This is a genomic window from Rhodococcus sp. IEGM 1366, assembly GCF_033142425.1.
GTDB classification, from domain to species: Bacteria; Actinomycetota; Actinomycetes; order Mycobacteriales; family Mycobacteriaceae; genus Rhodococcus_F; species Rhodococcus_F globerula.
Map to the genome: position 1 here is coordinate 312167 of NZ_JAWLRZ010000005.1, position 20784 is coordinate 332950.

The window sequence follows — 20784 nt, forward strand, 5'->3', positions numbered from 1 at the left end:
TCAGCTGCGATCGTGGCCCAGTTGGACGGCCAGCTTCTCCAACAATCCGCTGGCAGCGTCGGCGATGACGGTTCCGGGCGGGAAGATGGCAGCAGCGCCGGCTTCGTAGAGTTCGTCGAAGTCGCCGGGCGGGATGACTCCGCCGACCACGATCATGATGTCGGGACGACCGGCCGCAGCCAGAGCTTCCCGCAGCGCCGGCACCAAGGTGAGGTGACCGGCTGCCAACGACGACACACCGACTACGTGGACGTCGTTGTCGGCCGCCTGATTGGCGACCTCTTCGGGGGTCTGGAACAGCGGTCCGACGTCAACGTCGAATCCGATGTCCGCGAAGGCCGTGGAGATGACCTTCTGGCCACGGTCGTGACCGTCCTGGCCCATCTTCGCAACGAGGATGCGGGGACGACGCCCCTCGTCCTCGGCGAACTTCTCGACCAGTTCCATCGCCTTGCTGATGTTGCTCACCGATCCTGCCTCGTCTCGGTACACACCACTGATGGTGCGGATCTCGGCCTGGTGGCGTCCGTACACCTTTTCGAGGGCGTCGGAAATCTCGCCGACGGTAGCCATAGCGCGAGCGGCGACAACTGCGAGGGCGAGGAGATTGTTCTCCATGCCGCCTTCGGTGGATGCTGCGGCGCGGGTGAGGTTCGCGAGTGCGGCCTCGACGGCTTCCGGATCACGTTCTGCGCGAAGGCGAACCAGCTTCTCGAGCTGTTCCTTGCGGACCTTGGAGTTCTCGACCTTGAGGACTTCGATGGTGTCGACCTCGTCGGGAACGTACTTGTTGACTCCTACCAACGGCTGCCGACCGGAGTCGATGCGCGCCTGCGTGCGAGCAGCAGCTTCCTCGATGCGCAGCTTCGGGATGCCTTCGTTAATGGCCTGAGCCATTCCGCCGGCTTCCTCGACCTCTTCGATGTGCTTACGTGCCCGGTTGGCGAGCTCGTTGGTGAGCCACTCGACGTAGTACGAGCCGCCCCACGGATCGATGGGCCGAACCGTACCGGACTCCTGCTGCAGCAGCAGCTGGGTGTTGCGGGCGATGCGGGCGGAGAAGTCCGTCGGCAGTGCGATGGCCTCGTCGAGTGCGTTGGTGTGCAGTGACTGCGTGTGTCCCTGGGTGGCAGCCATGGCCTCGACGCAGGTACGCGGAACGTTGTTGAAGACGTCCTGCGCGGTCAGCGACCAGCCCGAGGTCTGCGAGTGGGTACGCAGCGAGAGCGACTTCGCGCTCTTGGGATCGAACTTGGCAACAAGCTCGGCCCACAGGAGGCGTCCGGCCCGGAGCTTGGCGACCTCCATGAAGAAGTTCATGCCGATAGCCCAGAAGAAGGACAAGCGCGGTGCGAACTTGTCGATGTCCATACCGGCGTCGAGGCCGGCGCGAATGTACTCGACGCCGTCAGCGAGGGTGTATGCCAGTTCCAGATCGGCCGTCGCTCCGGCTTCCTGGATGTGGTAACCCGAGATGGAGATGGAGTTGTACTTCGGCATTTCCGCACTCGAGTACGCAAAGATGTCCGAGATGATCCGCATCGAGGGCTTGGGCGGATAGATGTAGGTGTTGCGAACCATGAACTCTTTGAGGATGTCGTTCTGGATCGTTCCGGCCAGCTTGTCCGGAGTGACACCCTGCTCACCTGCCGCAGCAACGTACAGCGCGAGAATCGGCAGCACAGCGCCGTTCATCGTCATCGAGACCGACACCTGCGAAAGGTCGATACCGTCGAAGAGTTGACGCATGTCGAGGATGGAATCGATTGCGACACCGGCCATTCCGACGTCACCGGCAACGCGGGGGTGATCGGAGTCGTAGCCGCGGTGGGTCGCGAGGTCGAACGCGACCGACAGGCCCTTCTGACCGGCCGCGAGGTTACGGCGGTAGAACGCATTCGATTCGGCGGCAGTGGAGAAGCCGGCGTACTGGCGAATGGTCCACGGCTGGTTCACGTACATGGTCGGGTAGGGACCACGCAGGAACGGTGCAGCACCCGGGAAGCTGTCGAGCGGGTAACCGGACTCGGCGGCGGCCGCGCGGTCTGCACCGGTGTACACCGGCTTGACGTCGATGCCCTCCGGCGTGGACCAGACAACCTGCTCAGCGGCGTAGTTGTTGGCGGTGGCACCCTCTTCGATGAGGGCCTGTGTCTGCTCGACCGACGGTGGTGTGGGTGCCGGAGACTGCGGGTCCTCGAGTGGGACCTCGGCGAAACTGCCGATCACGTGCTTGACCTCTCGTGTCGTCACTTGGAGCTTCCCGTCTCGATGAAGTCGAGCAGTTCGGTCAGAGCCGATACTGCGTCGATGCGGGCTGTGAGGAATCCGTCCGGACGCGAATCGCCCGCGGCATCGCCGACGGCCTTTTCCGGGCCGGCCAGCAGCACCTTGGTGATACCGGCAGCGCGCAATTCTGCGACGGCCGCTGCGGCGCTCTCGCCGTAACGCTTGTCCGTGCCACACAGCACGGCGACGGTGGCGCCGGATGCCTTGACTGCAGCGGAGATGGCTTCTGCGCCTACCTCGACCGGGCCGGGGTTGACTGCGTCGATACCGCCCGAAGCGAGAAGGTTCGACGCAAAGGTTGTGCGCACGTTGTGTTCTGCAACCGAGCCCAGCGGAGCGAGCAGCGCAGTGGGGCGGGCGCCGCCGGCAGCGAGGAATGCGTCCGAGCGGTCACGAAGCGCTTCGAACGCAGCCGCGTACCGGGCGACGGACTGGCCGGGCTCGACGGCTTCGGCGGACAGCGGTGTTTCGCCGAGGTTCGGGAACTCGTTGACACCGGTGACCGTGGTCTTGCGGTGTGCGATGTCGGAGTCACGCTTGGCCTTGGTAGCGGCGATGCGATCGGAGACGATTCCCGCTTCGAGTGCAGCCAGATATCCGCCGGCTGCTTCGATCTCCTGGAAGAACTCCCAGGCAGTCGCGGCAATCTGCTGTGTCAGGTCTTCGACATACCAGGAGCCCGCCGACGGATCGAGCACGCGGCCCAGGTGCGACTCCTCGAGGAGAAGCAACTGCGTGTTGCGCGCGATGCGTGAGGAGAAGGACTTGCTGACACCAAGGGTGCCGTCGGCCAGGGCGACGTCGAACGGAAGAACCGTCACCGCGTCTGCTCCACCGACACCGGCGCCGAATGCGGCGAGGGTGGTGCGCAGCATGTTCACCCAGGGATCACGCTGAGCCATCATCGCGGCGGACGTGACAGCGTGCTGTGGTGCGCCGCCGAAGTCGGATGCGCCGCAGACCTGAGCGACGCGGGCCCACACGAGACGTGCGGCACGGAACTTCGCGATGGTCTGGAACTGATCGTCGGTGGCTGCGTAACGGAAAGCCAACTGCGCCAACGCAGCACCGATGGTCAGATCGCCGTCTGCGGTAAGCGCGCGGAGGTATTCGAGACCGGCTGCGACGGCCGCTCCGAGCTCCTCGGCGTCACCGGCGCCGGCATTGTGGAATGCCGTGCCGTCGACGGTGATGGCCCGCACCGATTCGGCGCGAGCGTCAGCGGCGACAGCTAGCTCGACTGCTTCTGTCAGCTCGACGTCGGCTGCGCCGGAGAAGGAACTCGTCAGCGGTGCCGTGCCGAGGTTGATGCGGATGCTTGCGCGATCGCTGACTCCGTCACCGGCTTCCGCGCGGGCATCGAGCAGTGCCAGGATCGCGCGGGCGGCGGCGCTTGCGTCGGCGCCGGCATCGAGTGTGAGCGGAGCGAGATCGAGGAGCACGCCCTCGAGTACCGCGTTCAGATCGGCGACGGAGACGCCACCGAGTCCGGCTTTGAGCCAGATCGCACTGACACCGTTCTCGAGTGCGTCGAGGATGGTCCGGTTGGTGTCTGCGGCGGAAGCGGTTCCGAACTGAGCCGAAACCAACCAGCCTGCATTGACGTCGCGATGAGCGTCGACTCCGCGGACGTACGGGAAGCTACCGGGCAGGGTCTGCTCGGGGCGCTCGTCGCGTGGGCTGTAGAGCGGTGCGACAGTGACGCCGTCGTATGTGACGGTTTCGAGCAGTTTCTGCGGCTCGGGGCCTAGTTCTGCGGCGTCGACTCGACGGGACTTGGCGAGCACTCCGGCGACGGAGCGTTGCCACTCCGCATATGCCTGCTCGACAGCCTCGGCTTCTGAAGCTAATGACACTGTGTCCGCTGCCTCTCGTTGTGCGTAAGCGTTATACCTGTTATCGGAACTGTTCATCGAATTGCTCGTTATGGCTGTGATGCTAACCCGCCTTCGGACGTGCTTATCGTGAGGATCACGTCACGTTCGCGGCGAAGGGGTCTGCTAAGGCCGCCCGACAACTTGCCTACCGGCTGGTACGGCGCGGATTGGCGTGTAGCCATGATCCTTACCTAGCGATTGTTCAGCACGTTTACGAGTTACCGGCGAGTCGGTACCACTGGGCGGGACCTCCAACGTCACCCCTACCCGAAGGGTAGTGGTTTTCATCACATCACGCTGGTAGGGGCACCCGGTTTCCGGACGACTGGGCCGCATACGTCGGGATTCCTCACGCGCACCGGTAACCTTGTGCCCTGTGATGGGGCGCCTGCTGGACCGAAGATTGATCGCGATTGTCCTGCTGGTGCTCGCACTCTTCGTGGCGGCACTCCTTGCGCCGCACCCGTCGGTTTCTCAGGTCCGGGAGTGGGCGGATTCCATCGGACCGATGTTTCCGCTCGTGTTCTTTCTTGTTCATTCCCTGGTTACCGTCGCGCCCTTTCCTCGGACGGTTTTCACCCTCAGCGCCGGCGTGCTGTTCGGATCGGCGACAGGTATCGCCCTGACGGTTGGGGCAACCACGGTCAGTGCCATCCTGGCTCTGTATCTCGTCCGCGCCATCGGCCGAGAGGTGGTCTGGCAACGGATATCGAGTCCGACAATCAGGCGAGTGGACGAGCGGATCGAGAAACGCGGATGGCTGGCCGTTGGGTCGCTACGTTTAATCGCGTTCGTCCCGTTTTCGGTGGTGAACTACTGCTGCGGCATTTCGTCGATCCGCCTGGTGCCCTACGTGATCGCCACAGTGGTGGGAATTCTGCCCGGCACGATCGGAATCGTCGTACTCGGCGATGCCCTGTCCGGCGAAGCCGACCCTCGCCTGCTTGTGCTGTCAGGAATCTGCATTGCCATTGGCATCGGAGGATTGCTGTTCGACGCCCGCAAGACGTCCGTGGAACTGCACCAACCGTCCGATGGCCAAGCCCTTACGGGTCAAACCCTGGAGGTTGATAGCGGGAAGTCAACTTCCAAAGATTGACATAGAGAAGTCAACCTCTTAATGTTGACTAATGTTCGTACTGACAGTCGACCAACGCGGTAGTCGCCGTGATGTCGACCGCGTCGACAAAGTCCTTCGCGATCTCGCGTCCGCCCCCCTCGTCCGAGGGTTCGAGCGGACAGCAGGCGACGAAATTCAAGCAGTCACCGACGATCCCCAACTCCTGGTGCACCTGGCGCTCGAACTACTGCGGCGCGAATACTGGAGTGTCGGAATCGGAATCGGCCCCGTCGAAGAACCACTTCCCGCCCAGACCCGCGCCGGGCGCGGACCAGCATTCGAGGCGGCACGCATCGCCGTCGAACGTGCCAAGAAAGCCCCCGCGCGTATCTCCGTCGAGCAGGCCCCAGCCGACGGCGACCTCGCCGAACTTGCCGCGGACATCGACGGCGCCCTGACCATGCTTGGCACGATCGTGCTTCGGCAAACACCTGACGGACGTGCTGCTATCGCATTGATGGACGACGGTCTCACCCAGGTCGCCGCCGCCGAACGGCTCGGAATCACCAAGCAAGCCATGTCGAAACGCCTGCTCACCGCCGGCTGGCAAGCCGAACTTGCCGGCCGACGACTCGCGCAGCGGCTACTTGTCCGAGCCCAGACCTACACTGCTCGCACCACACACTGACAGGGGCGCATTACATGGTTGTTCTGGCACTGATCGCGCTTGCAGTTGCAGCCGCAGCACCGCTGATTGCGGCTGCGCTGCCAAAACTGAGCGGCGGCCACGTCCAGGTTCCCGAATGGGTATCCGCCACCGTGGCTCTGCCTGCCCTCGGGGTTGCGGCGCTGGCCGCGAGTCGGACCACACCGGTCACGGGATTTGCGCTCGGAGCGACACTTGTCCTGTGTGTCCTGGCTTCGGCCACGGCGGGTGCTCCCGTGGTTTTGGCCACGTTCAAGGTTGCGAGACGGCAACCGGACGGCAGCCCCGCACCCAACGCAGGTCCATTGCGCGGTGGCCGCGTCATCGGAGTCCTCGAGCGCATCGCCGTCGCAGTGTCCATTCTGGCTGGTTGGCCGGAAGGTATCGCAATCGTGTTGGCGGTCAAGGGATTGGCCCGGTATCCCGAACTGCGTGAACCCCATGCCTCGGAACAGTTCATCATCGGAACCTTCGCCAGCGTTCTCTGGGCGATTGCTGTCTGCGGAACAGGAAAAGCGCTGATCACGTAGTTCCAGTGATCAGCGCTTTTCGAATTCATTCAAATATTAGTGACGCGGTCCGCCCTCCGGCGGTTGGTCTTGATACGGGTATTTCTGCTGGAATTCTCCAGGTTCCGGCTCCTGCTGGAACTGTCCGGACCATTGGCTTTCACCTGGCGCCGGCAGCGCCGGGTCGGTGAACTGCGGGGCGCTTTCGCGCTGTGCGCGAACCGCTGCCGCAGGATCCTCTACCGGTGTCCGGGCCGCGATTTCCGCAGCGCGAACTGCTTCTGCGATAGCCGGATCGGACTTTGTCTCGAACCATTCGGCTACCTCGTCGGAATCGTCCTCCGGGCTGGGCAGGTTCTCTTCCGCCGCGGGCGGTTCGTACCGGAACACGCCGTCATCGCCTGGTGCACCCAGTGTTTTTGCGAAGCCCTTGAGTGCGTCGCCGAAATCGCTCGGCACCAGCCACACTTTGTTCGCGTCACCCTGCGCCATCTGAGGCAACGTCTGAAGGTACTGGTATGCAAGCAGTTCCGGCGTCGGCTTACCCGACTTGATGGCGGCAAAGACCTTCTCGATGGCCTTGGCTTCACCTTGCGCCTGCAGATACTTGGCAGCGCGATCACCCTGCGCGCGAAGGATTTGCGACTGACGCTCGCCCTCGGCGTTGAGAACGGAGGCCTGCTTGTTGCCTTCAGCTGACAGGATCTGGCTCTGCTTCGCACCCTCAGCGGTCTTGATCGCAGCTTCGCGGTGCCCCTCAGCCGTGAGAATCATGGCGCGCTTCTCGCGGTCGGCCTTCATCTGCTTTTCCATCGACTCCTGAATCGACGGCGGCGGATCGATGCTCTTGAGTTCGACGCGTGCGACCCGCAGGCCCCAGCGGCCGGTTGCTTCGTCGAGCACACCACGCAACTGACCGTTGATGGAGTCACGCGAGGTCAGCGTCTCTTCCAGCGTCATACCGCCGACGACGTTACGCAGAGTCGTCGTGGTCAACTGCTCGACCGCGGCAATGTAGTTGCTGATCTCGTACACCGCCGCTTGCGGATTGGTGACCTGGAAATACACCACGGTGTCGATGGACAACGTCAGGTTGTCCTGCGTGATCACCGGTTGCGGTGGGAAGGACACAACGCGTTCGCGCAGATCGACCTTTGCCCGAACCCGATCCGCGAAGGGGATCAGAAATGTGAGCTGACCCGACACTGTTTTCGAGTACCGACCGAGTCGCTCGATGACCGCGGCTTCTGCCTGCGGTACCAGTGCTACCGATTTCGCAACCACCAAGATCACGAAAAGCACCAAGACACCAAGAACTATAAGTGCTGCCATGTTTTTACGGTCCCCTCCAGACAACTGCTGTTGCCCCGTTGATTTCCATCACCGTCACCGTTGTCCCCGCTGGATACACGTCAGCGCTGTCGAGCGGGCGTGCTGTCCATATCTGACCGTCCAGCTTGACCTGACCGGCATGCTCGCCGACCTCTTCGAGAACGACGGCACGTTTACCTTCGAGCGCTTGAATTCCCATCGGAGTGGGCGGCGGAGTCCCGAAGCGTCGCAACAGGAAAGGCCGAACACCGAGAATGAGCACTCCCGAGAACACGCCGAACATGACGGCGTCGACCCACACGGGAAAATCGGTGACCGAACTGACACCGGCAGTAGCAAGCGCCCCACCGGCGAGCATCAGCAGAAAGAAATCTCCTGCCAGTGCTTCCGCGCCGGCGAGCACAAGTGCCCCGACAAGCCAAAGAAGTGCAGCCACAACACCATCTAACCAGAGAGTGTGATCTGCGCCGCGCCTACGTCAGGTTCGGCTCGGTGACAAAATCGACAAGCTGTTCGACGGCTCCGATCAGCGGAGCTTCCAGATCGCGGAAGCTCTCCACCGCGTTGTACACACGTCGCCACCCTTCCTGAGGTGTCCCCCAGCCGAGTTCGCGGCAAATCCCCGTCTTCCAGTCCTCACCGCGCGGAATCTTCGGCCAGGCAGCAATTCCGACGGACTTCGGCCGGACCGCTTCCCAGACGTCGATGTACGGATGGCCCGTCACCAACACGTTCGGGCCGAGGCCCTGCGTCAGTTGCGTTTCCTTCGAGCCGGTCACCAGGTGATCGACAAGAACACCGACTCGTCGCCCGGGACCTGGGCCGAACTCCGCAAGTCGCTCCCCCAGGTTGTCCAAGCCCTCGAGGTGTTCGACAACTACACCTTCGACGCGCAGGTCGTGTCCCCACACCCGTTCCACCAGGGCTGCGTCGTGGACACCCTCCACCCAGATCCGGCTGGGAAGTGCTGTGCGAGCGCGTAATCCTTCAACACGGGTCGATCCCGACGCGGACCTCGCCGACTTGGCAGACGTAGCCTTAGGTGCCGGTCGCACCAACGTCACGGGTGCGCCGTCGATGAGGAATGCAGCCTCACGCATCGCAAACAGTCGCTTCTGCGAACGGCCGTCCTCGAGCCGAACAAAATCACCGTCGTACGTGCGCTCGAATCCGACGACCGCGCCGCAGAATCCCGTTGCCGCATCCTCGACGACGAGGTCGCGCTCGGCCGCCACCTGGGGCACTTGACGTTTCTGGGTGCGGGCATGGCCCGCGAAGATGTCACCGTATCCGTTTCCACCGCTCACGCCGGATAACGCTAGGTGACAACGCCCAAGGGGCACAGGTTGCCACGCCGAACTAAACTCTTCTGTCATGAGTTCTCCCAGCGCAACGCTCACCGTGTGGGCAGCATCATGGCTCGCCGGCGACAGCGCCCCGGACGACGTCATCGATGCGCTCGTGGCGTGGGCGCCGATGCATTTGATCGGTGCCGCCGACGCGGATACCGCGTCGGCCCTCGGACTCGACTGGCCGGGTATCACCGACGGTGGCGCGCCGATGTTGCTCCGGGTGCTGCGACGCGCCGGGAACATCTCACCGACCGACTTACGATTGGCGCTACCTGCCCCTGGTGATGTGCGCGGTCTGCCTGCCGGTACCGGGTTCGCCGCAGCCGCGTTGGGCGCCGGTGAAGGTGTTCTGGTCGGCGCTGCGGGATCTGCGGGAATCGGACTCGTTCCCGTGCATGAAGGTCCCGACGTTCTGCGCTGGACGGTGTACTCCGTGCCGACCGTGACGGGGCCGGCCGAGTATGTCGGTCTCGGAGAAGCCGAATATTCGATGCGCGAGGCCGTTCGCGACGCCGCCGCGGCACTGCTGTCGCTTCAGACCGTCCCCACCGGCACGCCGGGTGACGATGCCCGGGCAGCAATTGCCGATGCACTCTCCGACCTGGCGCATCACCGCTACCCCGATTCCCTTGCACCTCGGGCGCTGCGAGTCCTCGACAGCGCCGATCAGGTTGCCGCTATTTTGACTGTGGCCGAGCATGATTCGACCAACCAACCACCCAGCATCTCCGCTGTCCATGCCCGAGAATCCTTGTTGCGGCCGCTGTGGGCCGCGGTGCGATCCGCCCGAACAGCAGCGGTGGCGAGTGCCTCCTCACACCACCCGGCGGGCGAAAACTAGACAGCGACAAGTCACCGATCACAACTTGCGAACGAATTTTCGACGTTTCTCCGCGAACCCGTTGCGATCACCGAACATGTCGCTCTTCATTTCCTCGAGTTCCCGCTGTTCGTACGGCGCGACCGGATCGAGTGCGAGCCGCGATCGTTTCTTCTCGAGCATCGCTTTCCGCCGGTCCCCGACGAGAAGGTCTGTTGCGATCTTGTTCAGCCACGACTCGAAAAGCATCGGATCGCGAGGCCCGATGGCATCAACAAGTCCGATCTGTCGAGCCTGGCCGATGCTGATGGGTTGACACTCCGAGAGCAGCCGCCGAGCCTGGTAGTCACCAACCCGGACGGGAAGCGTGTACGTGTGCAATTCCGAGCCGAACAAACCCATCGTGGCGTAGTGCGGATTGAGAACTACACCGTCCCGGGCTGCGACGACGTCGGCACCGAGTGGAAGCATGACGCCGCCGGCTCCGGCATTTCCGGTGAAGGCGGCAACGATCACCTGGTCGACGCAATTGACGATCCGGTTCGCGACCGAGTTGATGGCCTTGATGTTCGACCACGCTTCACCGGCCTGATCGGCGGCGGCCTCGATCACATTGAGGTGAATACCGTTGCTGAATCCGCTGTAATCACCGGTCAACACCAGAACCTTGGTATCAAGTTCGATGGCCCAGCGCAGACGGTCGGCTAACCGTCGGCACTGCGCGGTGCTCATCGCGCCGTTGTAGCTGCGGAAGGAGAGGTAGCCGATATCGCCGTCCCGGTGGTAGTCGATACCCGGGTAGCGACTGTCTTGCACCTGCGGAACAAAGGTGCCTGGGCGAACCACGGCTGTCGCCGGGAGCTTGAAACCTGCCGGACCTTCAGGGCGCGCTTGGCCGATCCAGACGGTACCGGCGCCGGTGGCAACACGGATTGCCTCGTGGTGATACTCGAGAATGGTGCCGGGGTCGGCGTCGACATGCGCGTCCAGGTGCGCGTCGTAGACAAATACACGGTCGAGTCCCAATTCGGTGTTCACACCGGGAAAACCGTCCGCCGCATTGATCGCGCGCATGATGCTCGGTGCGTCCTGTGACCACGAGAATGCGCGATCTGCTTGTTTCATGACCGGCCGCGTCTTGGCGGAGGCTACCGGCCGCGGTACCGATTCCGAGGTAAGCGGCACAAAATCCGGAGTTCCGAACTTGTCGACTACTTCCTGGATGCACTCCACCGCTGCGGCGGTAACCGCATCGTTGTAGACCGCAGATTTGGGGGCACCGGCGCACAGGTCGAAGGTTCGCCACGCCCACACCGGTCCACCGTCGAGTTCCTCGCGAGCTTGTAATGCCGTGACGCCCCAGGTGCTCTCGCCATCCGCGATCGCCCAGTCCAGCGAAGAGGGACCTCGATCCCCTGGCGGTCCGGGATGGATGATGATCGTCGTCCATCTTCGCCAAATCTCTTCCGGTATATAAACTTTCAGATACGGGCAGATGATGAGATCGAAGTCGTCAGGTGCAGTGGCCACGAGCGCCGACTCCGCGTCCGACACCACTGCCGTCCGCACTCGATGGCCGGCCTCGCGCAACACCAGCGCCGCCCGCTGCGACAGCCCGTTGTCCGAGGTGACAAGAAGTAGCACCGTGCGCGTCGGCGTCGGCGTCGGCGACTCGCTTGGCTGGTTTCGGGCAAACAGGCCAGCAGCGACAGTGCGCAATCGCTGCCCGCTCACCCAACCGCCACGTTGCCTAGATGTTGCTGGTGGTGACATCACGTCATTCGAGGCAACCGTCAGCGACACAGCTGACGAGATCGCCCTGGGGGTCGAAACCATGAATTCCCCTGCTTGCATAGTCGGGTATCAACGGCGTAGACCAGGCTCCCCCAAGCACGACCAACGCACCGATAGGTTGAATTAGGTACTTGGGGACCATATACCTACAGTCGGTTTGTTTCAACAGCTACTATCAAGCAAACAGTTTGCTGGAGCTGACGTCAGGGAGTTTTGTGGTTGATCGCAATATGCCGGTCGATTCGAATGTGCTCATCAAGCGTCGGGTACCGCAAGCCTGTGTCCTGCCCGTATCCCTGACGACGCAACCACGCCAGAACATCTCCCCAGAACCAGATGCCACCCGCCACCGAGTTGTAGGGAACCGGGAAGGGCGTCGACGCTTGCCGAACTCCGCGCACCCACTGCCCGACGGCTTGCCGCGTGACACCCGCACGATCTGCGATGTCCTGCCGGGACACCAGATCCGGATGAGTCCGCTCGGGTCGCACACCGGAGCCGGCAAGTTGGTCGACAAGAGTGATCGCGGTCGTCGCCGCCCGCATGCCTTCCGCGGTGAGAGTCAACAACTGCAGACCTTTTCGCTCCTCCACCCGTCCACCCAGGGACTTGGCGAGCATCTGTTCCTGCGAGAGCGTCAGCAAGGGAACGATAAACGTGAATTCGTAACGCTGGTACAGATCATCGGCCACTCCACCAACATAGCCGCACGCTGCACTGTTTCCAGATGGACACACCCCCAGGTGCGCGATTCCCGCACAATAGTCAGATGATCGACGTCGACGACGCCCAGTTCGAGGACATGGTCAAACGCGCCTTGGACACCTTGCCGCCCAAACTCGGTCGCGAAATGGCCAATGTTGCGGTGACCGTTCAACTCGAAGGTGGCCCACCCGGACTGCTCGGTTTGTACCAGGGAATTCCGCTCACGAAGCGAACAACCACCTACGCCGGTGTACTTCCCGACCGCATCACCATCTACCGTCGGTCGATCTGCTCGATCTGCTCCACCGAAGACGAGGTTGTCGAGCAGGTACGACGCACAGTGATTCACGAGATCGGTCATCACTTCGGCATCGGAGATCCCCGTTTACGAGAGCTCGGTTGGTGACATCACACTCACATAGGCCACGAAAATGAGCTAGAGGTTGATAATCGCCGAATAGTCATGTCAGCTGTACCGACACGCCGCAACAACTGAACATCTACAGGAGTTCACATGGTCAACCTGATCCAGATCGCCCCGAAGAACACGCCGACCTTCGCCATGAGTCGTCAGAAGGCCGCCGAACTGTTGGGCATCTCGGTCGACAGCGTGGCCTTCCTCCTCAAGTCCCGGTACCTACCCGATTTGGATGCCGGCCGACTCATCACGATGGCAAACCAGCCGTGGATGTACACAGACGGCGACTATCCGGTCCTGCAGCAGGGCGCGTCCGAGCTTGCCCCCAAGAAGTTGGTCCCGCCGCGCAAGTACATCGGCGAGAGTGCAGCGCACTCCGACGCCGAGTGCGTGGAAGCAAACCAGGGAGTGTGGGCCGGATTCAACGTCGACCATGTTCTGGCCGCTCGTTTCCTGCCGGTCACACTGCGCAAGTTTCCGGTATCCGTCCTCCAGATCCACGAAGCAAACCGGGGCGACGAAGAGAAGGTGTCGTTTGTCGCAACGCTTGCCGGACGCGTCCGTGAACTAGGTGCGCCGTCGCTCAACTACATCGATCCGTCGCTGAGTGCCGAAGACCAGGCGATCGTCGCCGCCCTGCTGACCTCACGAAGCACGTCGACGGTGCCAGGCCCGTGCGGAAAGCTGAAGCAGCCCAACGCATAGCTCGAAGCGCTCAGCGCTCAGCGCTCAGCGCTCAGCGCTTAGGCCGCTGCACTGCGGCACAACAGTTGACCGCGCAAGAAACGCCGTTGGTGGTCGAGCCGAGCAACGGCTCGACCCCGAGGCGGAGCGGCGGCTCACCGGCCAGACGTTCGGAAATGAGCGTCGGTACCAATTGAGCAAAACGTGGGTCCCGGCCCGGCGTTGCCGCCCGAACAAAATCCATTCCAAGTTCTGCGGCTTTGTCCTTGGCCTCTGTGTCGAGATCCCACACCACTTCGAGGTGGTCGGAGACAAAACCGACAGGACATACGATCACCGCGCGAACATCCTTGGTGGACAACATATCCAGATGATCGCAGATGTCAGGGTCGAGCCACGGCACCTGCGGCGGGCCGGATCGAGACTGCCACACAAGATCAAAATCATCGACGCCCACAGCGCCGGCAACCAGGCGCGAGGCTTCAGCGACCTGACGGCTGTACAGGTTGCCGCCCAGCTCGGGCGGTCCGGCATTTCTGTCGGCGGCGATCGGTACCGAATGCGCCGTGAACACCAGCCGAGCGCCCTCTCGAGTCGCCTCGGGCAGAGCCGCGCGCGCCGCCCGGACTCCGTCGGCAAACGCGCCGATGACCAGAGGATGGTCGTAATACTGACGAAGTTTGGTCAATGTCGGTGCGCCGTCACCGACCGCTTCACGCGCACGGACGATGTCCTCGTGGTACTGACGGCACCCCGAGTACCCGCCCCACGCCGACGTGGCAAAGACGGCCGCGTTACGGATACCGTCGTCGCGCATCTGTGCCACAGTGTCCTCGACCATGGGGTGCCAGTTGCGGTTTCCGAAGTAGATCGGAAGATCCAGCCCCGCCGTTGCCAGTTCACCCCGGACTCGCTCGATCAAATCTCGATTGAGTGCATTGATCGGTGAAACTCCACCGAAATGCATGTAGTGCTCAACGACCGCATCAAGACGCTCAGGTGGAACTCCCCTTCCCCGCGTGACGTTTTCGAGAAAGGGTCGAACGTCCTCGGGTTTTTCGGGACCGCCGAACGACAACACGAGAAGAGCATCGAACTTGTCGTCCACACCAACAGTCATGCCTTCAATCTTGCGCGATGCCGATCGCCAGACAAAACCCGGGTACGCACTGTTGTAGTAGAACTAACTGCAGTAGAACTAACAAGGCGTTTCGCGTGGCGGATTGTCGCCGTCGTGCGTCCGAACTCTCGCCTCGGCATACGCGGCGAGGGTCGATTCGCCGATAGTTGCGGTGGCAGGGTGGAACTCGATGCTCACCCCATGCGCGGCGAGGAGTTCGTCGGTCCAGTAGTCGCGAATGCGCGGGTCGATCCCACTGAGGTGCAGCTGACCGCCAACCGCGTCGAGTCGACGAGCATAATCCGCGACGATGGTGAAGAACGTTGCGCTTACCGTCGTGCGCCCCCTCAGCCGCAGGATCACCACCGGCGACCTCGCACCGGCGGGATCCGGCAGATGCGCCGCAAGCGTGCGCGCTCCCGCGTAGAACAGGCTGCCGTACACGTCGAGTATCACGATCTCGTTGTCGGAGAGTTGTTTCGGTGCGCTCGCCTCGACCAGTTGGTTGCCGTCCACCCGCAGGCGGACCACCTTGAGGTCGATGGCTTCCTGGTTCAGCTGCAGGATCAGTGAGAGCGCGACCCCGATTCCCACCGCGGCTGTGACCGGCAGCAACAGCGTCGCCATCAGCGTTGTACCGAACACGACCCGGGAGGTACATCCGCTGCTCCAGATGGCCGACAGCTTGGCCGGATCCAGGGACCCGGCAGCTGCCACAATCAGGACAGCTGCGAGGGTTGGCATGGGCACTTGCCCGACCAGTCCCGCGAAGGCTGCGAGCAGGACAACCAGCCACAAGCCCGACCAGATCGCTGCCCAACGGGTACGGGCACCCGCTGTGCGATTGAGCGCAGTCTGCCCCACCGATCCTCCGACTGGCATCCCGCGGAGCAAAGACGCAGCGACGTTGCCGACACCTTGCGCGGTGAAGTCTTGATTGGCGGACGAGCGTGAGCCGTCCGGATTTGGGGCGGATTCGGCCACTCCGGCACCTTGGACCAGCACAATGACCGCCACCGTCAGCGCGCCACTGAGCAGGGCGGGGCTCAGCACGGTCAGATCGGGAAGACCCGGGATCGGGAATCCAGTGGGGATAGTCGCGATGTCGGAAACGCGGCTCACGGAATCCCAACCCAACGCCACCACAAGAACGGTCGGCACGAGCAGCGCAACCAACGATGCGTATAACCGCAACCGGGTCTGTCCCAATGTCCACATGAGTATCAGGGCACTGACGCCCACCACCGCGGACCGCCAGTCGATCTCCCCCGGGTGCGTCAACACATTCACTGCCTTCGCGAGCGCAAACCCGCCTTCCGCGTCTACCCCCAACAGCGCCGGGATCTGACCGAACGCGATGTTGGCCGCAACCCCGAGCAGAAATGCGGTCATCACGGAATGTGAGACGAAGCGCGTGTATCTCCCCAGCCGCAAGACGGCGGCCACGATCATCACGCCACCGGCGACGAGGGTAAGCATCACCAGAGCCGCAGATCGGTCCTCATCGGGGATATCCGTCAGAGCCGACCCGGCCGCCAGTGCTGAGGCACTCGTGGTGGTGACCACCATCAGACGGGTACTGGTGGACAATCCTCCGAATACCCGGCCGGCCATGCTCGCATAAAGACCGTGCAGCGGACTCACTCCGGCGAGCACACCCGAGGCCATACCGTCAGGCACGCTACCGATCGCACCGGGAAGACCCGCGATCACATCGGCTCGGGTCATTCGCTCGCGCGGCAGCAGAGCACGTATGCGACCCAGAACTGCGCTCATGTAGCCCCGAGATACGACATGTGGCGCCCTTCGTCCGGGAGGTGATTTCGTGATCCCATCGTCGACCACGGGTGCACTCTCCCGCCTCATCCCGACCGGGTGAAGCGCCGCGGGCTTTCTCTTCGAGAACTCCGCAGGATCACAGCGGCGTGAAGTTCTCCAATGCAGCCATCGCATCGAGCTGTTCGAGATAGTGCGCCAGTGATCGATGAACTGGGCGGAACGGGACCATAGTGACGCCTGCTTCGTCCATCTCGGCAAGCGTCTCTTCTACCTGATCAGGGTGCGCGGCCGGGTCCAGAGAGTCCGCACCGCAGATAACCTCGAAGCCCGCGGGACGCTCCGGAAATCCTGCCAACATTGTTCGGAGGGTCTCCATGTCCGGTGCGCCGGGCATCCACCCGTCACCGAGCGTCACAGCCCGCCGCAACGCGCGCTTGCTATGCCCACCGACCCAGAGCGGCACGCGCGGTTGGATCGCGTGGGGATCGATGATCAATCCCTCGAAATCGTAGAACTCGCCGTGATACTCCGGTTCGAGCTGTGACAGCGATGCGCGTAGCGCGCGCATCGCGTCATCTGCGCGCGGGCCTCGTCCTTCGAATGGCACACCCAGTGCCTTGAATTCCGCCTCGACGGTCCCTACGCCCAAGCCCAGAACCACGCGCCCGCCGCTCATCCGGTCCAGAGTCCCGTATCGCTTGGCGATCTCGAGGGGATGGTGGTATCCGAGGACAAGGATGTTCGTCACTAGGCGTAGGCGCTCGGTCTTTCCCGCCAGATACGACAGGGTTGCCAGAGGATCCCAATAGCGCGTTCCGCGCCCATTGGGCAGCTGAGGCGACCATACGTCGGAGGGCATACCGATGTGTTCGCTACAGGTGACGAAATGGAAGCCACGCCGATCGGCATGCTGCGCAACCTCTGCGATTTCCTCGATCCCCGCGTCCAGTTCCCAATCCGCCGTCCGGCCTGGGATGACGCTCACGACCGGTGTACTGATGCCGATTCGCATCGATGCAACTCCTTCGACTGTGCACCGGCACGTAAGGGTGACGGCCGCTCTCGGAGCTGAACGTACCAGAAGAATGAACGCTGTTCATTCTGGTATCCAGGGCTCGTCTACCCGAGCGGTTGAGCACCTCGTTGTGCGAGCATGAGGGCCATCAGTCCGGATTCCTGACTCTGGGTGGTGATCATGTCGCGGGCGGATTGTTTGACCGGACCGTCGGCTAGAAGTTCGTCGGCCGCCTGGGCCATGACGATCCCGCCACGGTGATGACGCTCCATCAACTGCAGGAACAACACTTCCGCATCAACCCCCGTAGCTGAGGTGAGAGAGTCGAGTTCGGCCATGGTTGCCATCCCCGGCATCGACGCCTGACCGCGAGTTGCCTCTGATGTCACAACGCCATGGTGCGCAGCAAGGTCCGTCGAATTCGACGCGGTGTGCATCCATTCCATCGGAGTGCGACTACCCGGGGTCACGTTCACGAGTCGCAGCCAACCGAGCATCATCCCGATCTCGGTCCGCTGCGAATCGTCGATCTGTTGCGCGAGCCTACTCACCGCTGGATCGACATTCGTGTTCAGTCGCTGGGCGATGAACAGGGCCTGCTGGTGGTGCGCGACCATATCGTGAACAAACCCGATTTCGTTGTCGCTCAATATCTCTGCAGGCGCAGCCTGCTCCGTGAATATCAGCGGCCGCAGCGCCGCACCGAGCACAACCAGCATCACCGCAAGGCAACCGAACGCTGCGACGCGCACTACCCGCGTCGTCGTCATGAACCGACGGTGGAGTGCTGATCAGCCGGTGGCGAGTAGACGTCGGGATCCAGTTGCAACGCCATGAACCCATTGTCCGCGCACGTCACCCACAGCTTGCTGCCGCGCCACTCCGGCGCCGAGAAGCACCAGTCCGTGGAGATGTCGCCTTGAGTGAGCATCCCGCTTCGCGGGCTGCGTGCTTGGTTCGGGTCGAATTGACCACTGAGAATAGACTGGCCGATCGCGGGCGCGCTCAGTATCGGAACGCCCAAGATCGATGCCAATGCGTGCGGTGAGTTTGTCAGCGCAAGATTGTCCCCCGTCTTCGCCGGCGGGTTGTAGTAGGCGATTTCCCGGACGTCGAACGGGTCGCGGACATCAAAAACCCTGATCCCGGACGATATCCACCCGCACGCGAGAGCCGTGGGATTGTCCGGGCGGTCCGCTGCGCAGTAGTGCGATTCGTAAGCAAAGGCCGAACCGCCGGACGCTGACGCGAGCGAGGAGTCTTGATTCTCGGGAAGGTTGATTTCGAGCTTGATCGAGTTGGCGATCTCCGGTCGGGCTGCGTCGGAGACGTCGATGAGTTTGACGCCGCCCGAACCGCCCTCGTCGACGGTGAACAGATACGGTGCGCCGTCGTAGTTCACCGGAATACTGTGCTGCGTCGCCCATCCGTCGGTCCACGAAAGCTGTGAGAGTTGGCGAACCTGGGGATTGGGGTCACGTCGCTGCACCGCACTGACGTCGAGTACGTGGATGCCGCCCATATTGTTCGACAGGTACAGCTGATTCCCGTCGTCGCTGACGCCGATTCCGTGGGTCGAGAGACCGATCAGGTCCTGCCACACAACCTTCGGGATGGAGGGGTCGGTGAGGTCGACAGCGCTCACGATGCCGGGAGCGGTACCGGAAGACCAGTAGGTGTTGCCGTCCGGGGAGAACCCGCCCTCATGCGATGTAATGGGAAGGAGCATCCCCAGATTCGTTCCCGGTCCCGGATTGAGCAGTTTCGGATGAGCGCAATCGGAGATGTCGTATACCGACATCATGCCAACGCCGGTCAGTAGGGGAACTCCCGTTCCCACCAAGAGTTTTCGCTGCGCGTTGACCTTGAGGCTCTCCCACGTTCCCGCGAGCATGGCAGGTTCGGTCAGCGTTGCGGTGAGTTTCGGGTTTGCCGGGTCGGAGGCATCGATAACCTGCACACCTTGCGCCGGCCCGAGGAGATTTCCGGGGAAGAAGCTGCCGACATACGCGCAGTGCTCGAAACTGGTTGAGGTGATTCCGCCGCCACGGCCTTCGTACCCACCCAACCGAGAGATGTTGCAGCTGTAGCCCGTTCGACTGCGTCCGCTGTTACGGTCTTCAGCTGGTACATCGCCCTGCAATCCGGTTTCCGGCTGAGAATCCTCGTTACAACTCGCGCGCTCGACCGCATCGCTGCCGACGGTATGGGATTCGTACACCGTACCTGGACTGGATTCCGGCGCCGCTGCGGCGCCGACCACTGGAAGTAGCAGTACGGCCGCCGCGGCAACAATCGCGGACCTGACCGTTCGACGAGCGCTCAGCGGTTTCATCTTTGCCCAACCCCCTGTGTATCGGGCGTCGGCGATACACGACCGTATCCATCCCACCTACCGACGTCCTGACCGAATGTCCGGTTCCCTGGGGAAGTGTGCGTGATGCACGCCACTCTCGTCAAGAGTGAACGCGACTCTCCATCAGATACCGGAGGTCTCAGGTATTTACCAAGTCAGCGTCGTACTGCAACGAATCGTTCGGGTTGATCGGGAACGATTCGAGGTCGGGGCATGCCAGGATCTCTTTCGCGGCGGCCCAACTGCACCCCACGAGAGTCGAATCAAAATCGACCTCTGTGGCAATGCACCACGAATGGTCCTGCGGCCACACGAGATTTGCTGACGGCGTCCAGGGCTTTGCACCGATCAGGTCGGGGATAGTCGACGCTTCACGAAGGGATCCTGACAGCACAACATAGTCCCGTCCGGGGTGCCGCAGCCGCGGTCCGGAGATCAGTTCCCGGGCGAGCGAAACAACGGGTGCGGGGCGAGATTGTTTCTGTCCGGCACTGTAGATCGCCGTAGCTCCGGCATGAAAGAAGCCATTGCCCTCCCACACCGCAAAGTACGCATCGTCCGGTGAATTCGTATGGCCCGCAAGAAGATCGACAAGACGCTGATTGTCGGGCGGATCGAGTGAACCGATATCCGGCTCACCGCCGTCCCAGAGCTCGCTGCGCGGATTCACGGAATCAGTGGCGTCGATCAAACGCCACCATTGCACAAGCGGATGAACCCGCCGACCGGTTACGGCGGCAACATCACGCCAGCGGACCACGTGAGTGCCGACGACGTCGACCGGATGGAGAACTCGCACGTACGCGTCGAAACCCGAAGGTACAACTGCCGTCAGCGCACCCGACAACCGTGGTTTGATCCAGTCACCGACCGCCACGTCGTCGACTGGTTCCATCATCGATGTCCCCCGTGTTGATGTCCTGCGAGTTGATGTCCCCCGTGTTCGCCTTCACCTGTACGTAGCCCGT

19 protein-coding genes are annotated in these 20784 nt (G+C 62.6%); 6 read left to right on the top strand and 13 right to left on the bottom strand.

The window, feature by feature from the left end; all coding sequences use genetic code 11:
• The gene (gene scpA / locus R4P64_RS17030) at positions 1-2253 is read right to left on the bottom strand and encodes a methylmalonyl-CoA mutase (RefSeq protein ID WP_033232065.1); all 2253 of its coding nucleotides are present in this window, start codon (positions 2251-2253) and stop codon (positions 1-3) included.
• Positions 2250-4145, bottom strand: coding sequence for a methylmalonyl-CoA mutase small subunit (gene mutA, locus R4P64_RS17035; RefSeq protein ID WP_317822083.1), 1896 nt, complete (start codon positions 4143-4145; stop codon positions 2250-2252). The genes scpA and mutA overlap by 4 nt, the downstream gene beginning before the upstream one ends.
• A gap of 400 nt (positions 4146-4545) precedes the next feature.
• Between mutA and R4P64_RS17040 the strand changes: the two genes are divergently transcribed.
• The 3 genes from R4P64_RS17040 to R4P64_RS17050 are packed head-to-tail and all read left to right on the top strand — an operon-like array spanning position 4546 to position 6462.
• Positions 4546-5265 carry a TVP38/TMEM64 family protein gene (locus R4P64_RS17040; protein WP_219112796.1) on the top strand — a complete coding sequence of 240 codons (720 nt, stop codon included), beginning with the start codon at positions 4546-4548 and terminating at the stop codon, positions 5263-5265.
• A 31-nt stretch (positions 5266-5296) separates the two neighbouring features.
• Positions 5297-5914, top strand: a complete 618-nt coding sequence (locus R4P64_RS17045; RefSeq protein WP_095886292.1) for a hypothetical protein — start codon at positions 5297-5299, stop codon at positions 5912-5914.
• A gap of 14 nt (positions 5915-5928) precedes the next feature.
• Positions 5929-6462: a hypothetical protein gene (locus tag R4P64_RS17050; RefSeq protein WP_033232069.1), complete on the top strand. Its 534-nt coding sequence runs from the start codon at positions 5929-5931 to the stop codon at positions 6460-6462.
• Between the two features lie 36 nt (positions 6463-6498).
• Here R4P64_RS17050 and R4P64_RS17055 read toward each other — a convergent pair whose 3' ends face one another.
• The 3 genes from R4P64_RS17055 to R4P64_RS17065 are packed head-to-tail and all read right to left on the bottom strand — an operon-like array spanning position 6499 to position 9080.
• Positions 6499-7773, bottom strand: a complete 1275-nt coding sequence (locus R4P64_RS17055; protein ID WP_045067726.1) for an SPFH domain-containing protein — start codon at positions 7771-7773, stop codon at positions 6499-6501.
• A gap of 4 nt (positions 7774-7777) precedes the next feature.
• Positions 7778-8209: an NfeD family protein gene (locus R4P64_RS17060; protein ID WP_033232071.1), complete on the bottom strand. Its 432-nt coding sequence runs from the start codon at positions 8207-8209 to the stop codon at positions 7778-7780.
• 37 nt (positions 8210-8246) lie between these two features.
• Entirely contained in the window at positions 8247-9080 is an 834-nt protein-coding gene (locus tag R4P64_RS17065) for a DUF3097 domain-containing protein (RefSeq protein ID WP_092807988.1), read from the bottom strand.
• Between the two features lie 67 nt (positions 9081-9147).
• Here R4P64_RS17065 and R4P64_RS17070 point away from each other — a divergent pair, with 67 nt between their 5' ends.
• A complete protein-coding gene (locus R4P64_RS17070; RefSeq protein ID WP_045067725.1) occupies positions 9148-9966 on the top strand; it encodes a hypothetical protein in 819 nt (272 codons plus the stop codon).
• Between the two features lie 18 nt (positions 9967-9984).
• Here the strand turns inward: R4P64_RS17070 and R4P64_RS17075 are convergent, their stop codons facing one another.
• Both R4P64_RS17075 and R4P64_RS17080 read right to left on the bottom strand, forming a co-directional pair.
• Positions 9985-11781, bottom strand: coding sequence for an enoyl-CoA hydratase-related protein (locus R4P64_RS17075; RefSeq protein ID WP_317540320.1), 1797 nt, complete (start codon positions 11779-11781; stop codon positions 9985-9987).
• A gap of 161 nt (positions 11782-11942) precedes the next feature.
• Positions 11943-12431 (bottom strand): transcriptional regulator, encoded by a 489-nt coding sequence (locus R4P64_RS17080; protein ID WP_033232075.1) that lies wholly within the window; start codon positions 12429-12431, stop codon positions 11943-11945.
• Between the two features lie 77 nt (positions 12432-12508).
• On the opposite strand from R4P64_RS17080, the gene R4P64_RS17085 reads away from it, so the two are divergent.
• Together R4P64_RS17085 and R4P64_RS17090 are read left to right on the top strand one after the other, a co-directional pair.
• Positions 12509-12850: a metallopeptidase family protein gene (locus R4P64_RS17085; RefSeq protein WP_033232076.1), complete on the top strand. Its 342-nt coding sequence runs from the start codon at positions 12509-12511 to the stop codon at positions 12848-12850.
• A gap of 108 nt (positions 12851-12958) precedes the next feature.
• Positions 12959-13567 (top strand): hypothetical protein, encoded by a 609-nt coding sequence (locus tag R4P64_RS17090; protein WP_033232077.1) that lies wholly within the window; start codon positions 12959-12961, stop codon positions 13565-13567.
• A 31-nt stretch (positions 13568-13598) separates the two neighbouring features.
• Here the strand turns inward: R4P64_RS17090 and R4P64_RS17095 are convergent, their stop codons facing one another.
• The 6 genes from R4P64_RS17095 to R4P64_RS17120 form a co-directional block, all read right to left on the bottom strand.
• Positions 13599-14666 (bottom strand): ferrochelatase, encoded by a 1068-nt coding sequence (locus R4P64_RS17095; protein ID WP_033232078.1) that lies wholly within the window; start codon positions 14664-14666, stop codon positions 13599-13601.
• A 78-nt stretch (positions 14667-14744) separates the two neighbouring features.
• Complete coding sequence (locus R4P64_RS17100) at positions 14745-16442, bottom strand: SulP family inorganic anion transporter (protein WP_317821889.1); 1698 nt, start codon at positions 16440-16442, stop codon at positions 14745-14747.
• Positions 16443-16581: 139 nt separating this feature from the next.
• A complete protein-coding gene (locus R4P64_RS17105) occupies positions 16582-17457 on the bottom strand; it encodes an LLM class F420-dependent oxidoreductase (protein ID WP_317821890.1) in 876 nt (291 codons plus the stop codon).
• A 107-nt stretch (positions 17458-17564) separates the two neighbouring features.
• Positions 17565-18230, bottom strand: a complete 666-nt coding sequence (locus tag R4P64_RS17110; RefSeq protein ID WP_317821891.1) for a DUF305 domain-containing protein — start codon at positions 18228-18230, stop codon at positions 17565-17567.
• Positions 18227-19795 carry a hypothetical protein gene (locus R4P64_RS17115; RefSeq protein WP_317821892.1) on the bottom strand — a complete coding sequence of 523 codons (1569 nt, stop codon included), beginning with the start codon at positions 19793-19795 and terminating at the stop codon, positions 18227-18229. Before R4P64_RS17115 ends, R4P64_RS17110 begins: the two co-directional genes overlap by 4 nt.
• A 160-nt stretch (positions 19796-19955) precedes the next feature.
• Positions 19956-20714 carry a hypothetical protein gene (locus R4P64_RS17120; RefSeq protein ID WP_317821893.1) on the bottom strand — a complete coding sequence of 253 codons (759 nt, stop codon included), beginning with the start codon at positions 20712-20714 and terminating at the stop codon, positions 19956-19958.
• Positions 20715-20784 lie beyond the last annotated feature (70 nt).

Coding starts and splice junctions, on each gene's coding strand:
- R4P64_RS17095 (WP_033232078.1), bottom strand. CDS start 14,666: ATGACTGTTGGTGTGGACGACAAGTTCGATGCTCTTCTCGTGTTGTCG.
- R4P64_RS17105 (WP_317821890.1), bottom strand. CDS start 17,457: ATGCGAATCGGCATCAGTACACCGGTCGTGAGCGTCATCCCAGGCCGG.
- R4P64_RS17050 (WP_033232069.1), top strand. CDS start 5,929: ATGGTTGTTCTGGCACTGATCGCGCTTGCAGTTGCAGCCGCAGCACCG.
- R4P64_RS17070 (WP_045067725.1), top strand. CDS start 9,148: ATGAGTTCTCCCAGCGCAACGCTCACCGTGTGGGCAGCATCATGGCTC.
- R4P64_RS17055 (WP_045067726.1), bottom strand. CDS start 7,773: ATGGCAGCACTTATAGTTCTTGGTGTCTTGGTGCTTTTCGTGATCTTG.
- R4P64_RS17115 (WP_317821892.1), bottom strand. CDS start 19,795: ATGAAACCGCTGAGCGCTCGTCGAACGGTCAGGTCCGCGATTGTTGCC.
- R4P64_RS17085 (WP_033232076.1), top strand. CDS start 12,509: ATGATCGACGTCGACGACGCCCAGTTCGAGGACATGGTCAAACGCGCC.
- R4P64_RS17100 (WP_317821889.1), bottom strand. CDS start 16,442: ATGAGCGCAGTTCTGGGTCGCATACGTGCTCTGCTGCCGCGCGAGCGA.
- R4P64_RS17110 (WP_317821891.1), bottom strand. CDS start 18,230: ATGACGACGACGCGGGTAGTGCGCGTCGCAGCGTTCGGTTGCCTTGCG.
- R4P64_RS17045 (WP_095886292.1), top strand. CDS start 5,297: ATGTTCGTACTGACAGTCGACCAACGCGGTAGTCGCCGTGATGTCGAC.
- R4P64_RS17090 (WP_033232077.1), top strand. CDS start 12,959: ATGGTCAACCTGATCCAGATCGCCCCGAAGAACACGCCGACCTTCGCC.
- R4P64_RS17120 (WP_317821893.1), bottom strand. CDS start 20,714: ATGATGGAACCAGTCGACGACGTGGCGGTCGGTGACTGGATCAAACCA.
- R4P64_RS17040 (WP_219112796.1), top strand. CDS start 4,546: ATGGGGCGCCTGCTGGACCGAAGATTGATCGCGATTGTCCTGCTGGTG.
- R4P64_RS17075 (WP_317540320.1), bottom strand. CDS start 11,781: ATGGTTTCGACCCCCAGGGCGATCTCGTCAGCTGTGTCGCTGACGGTT.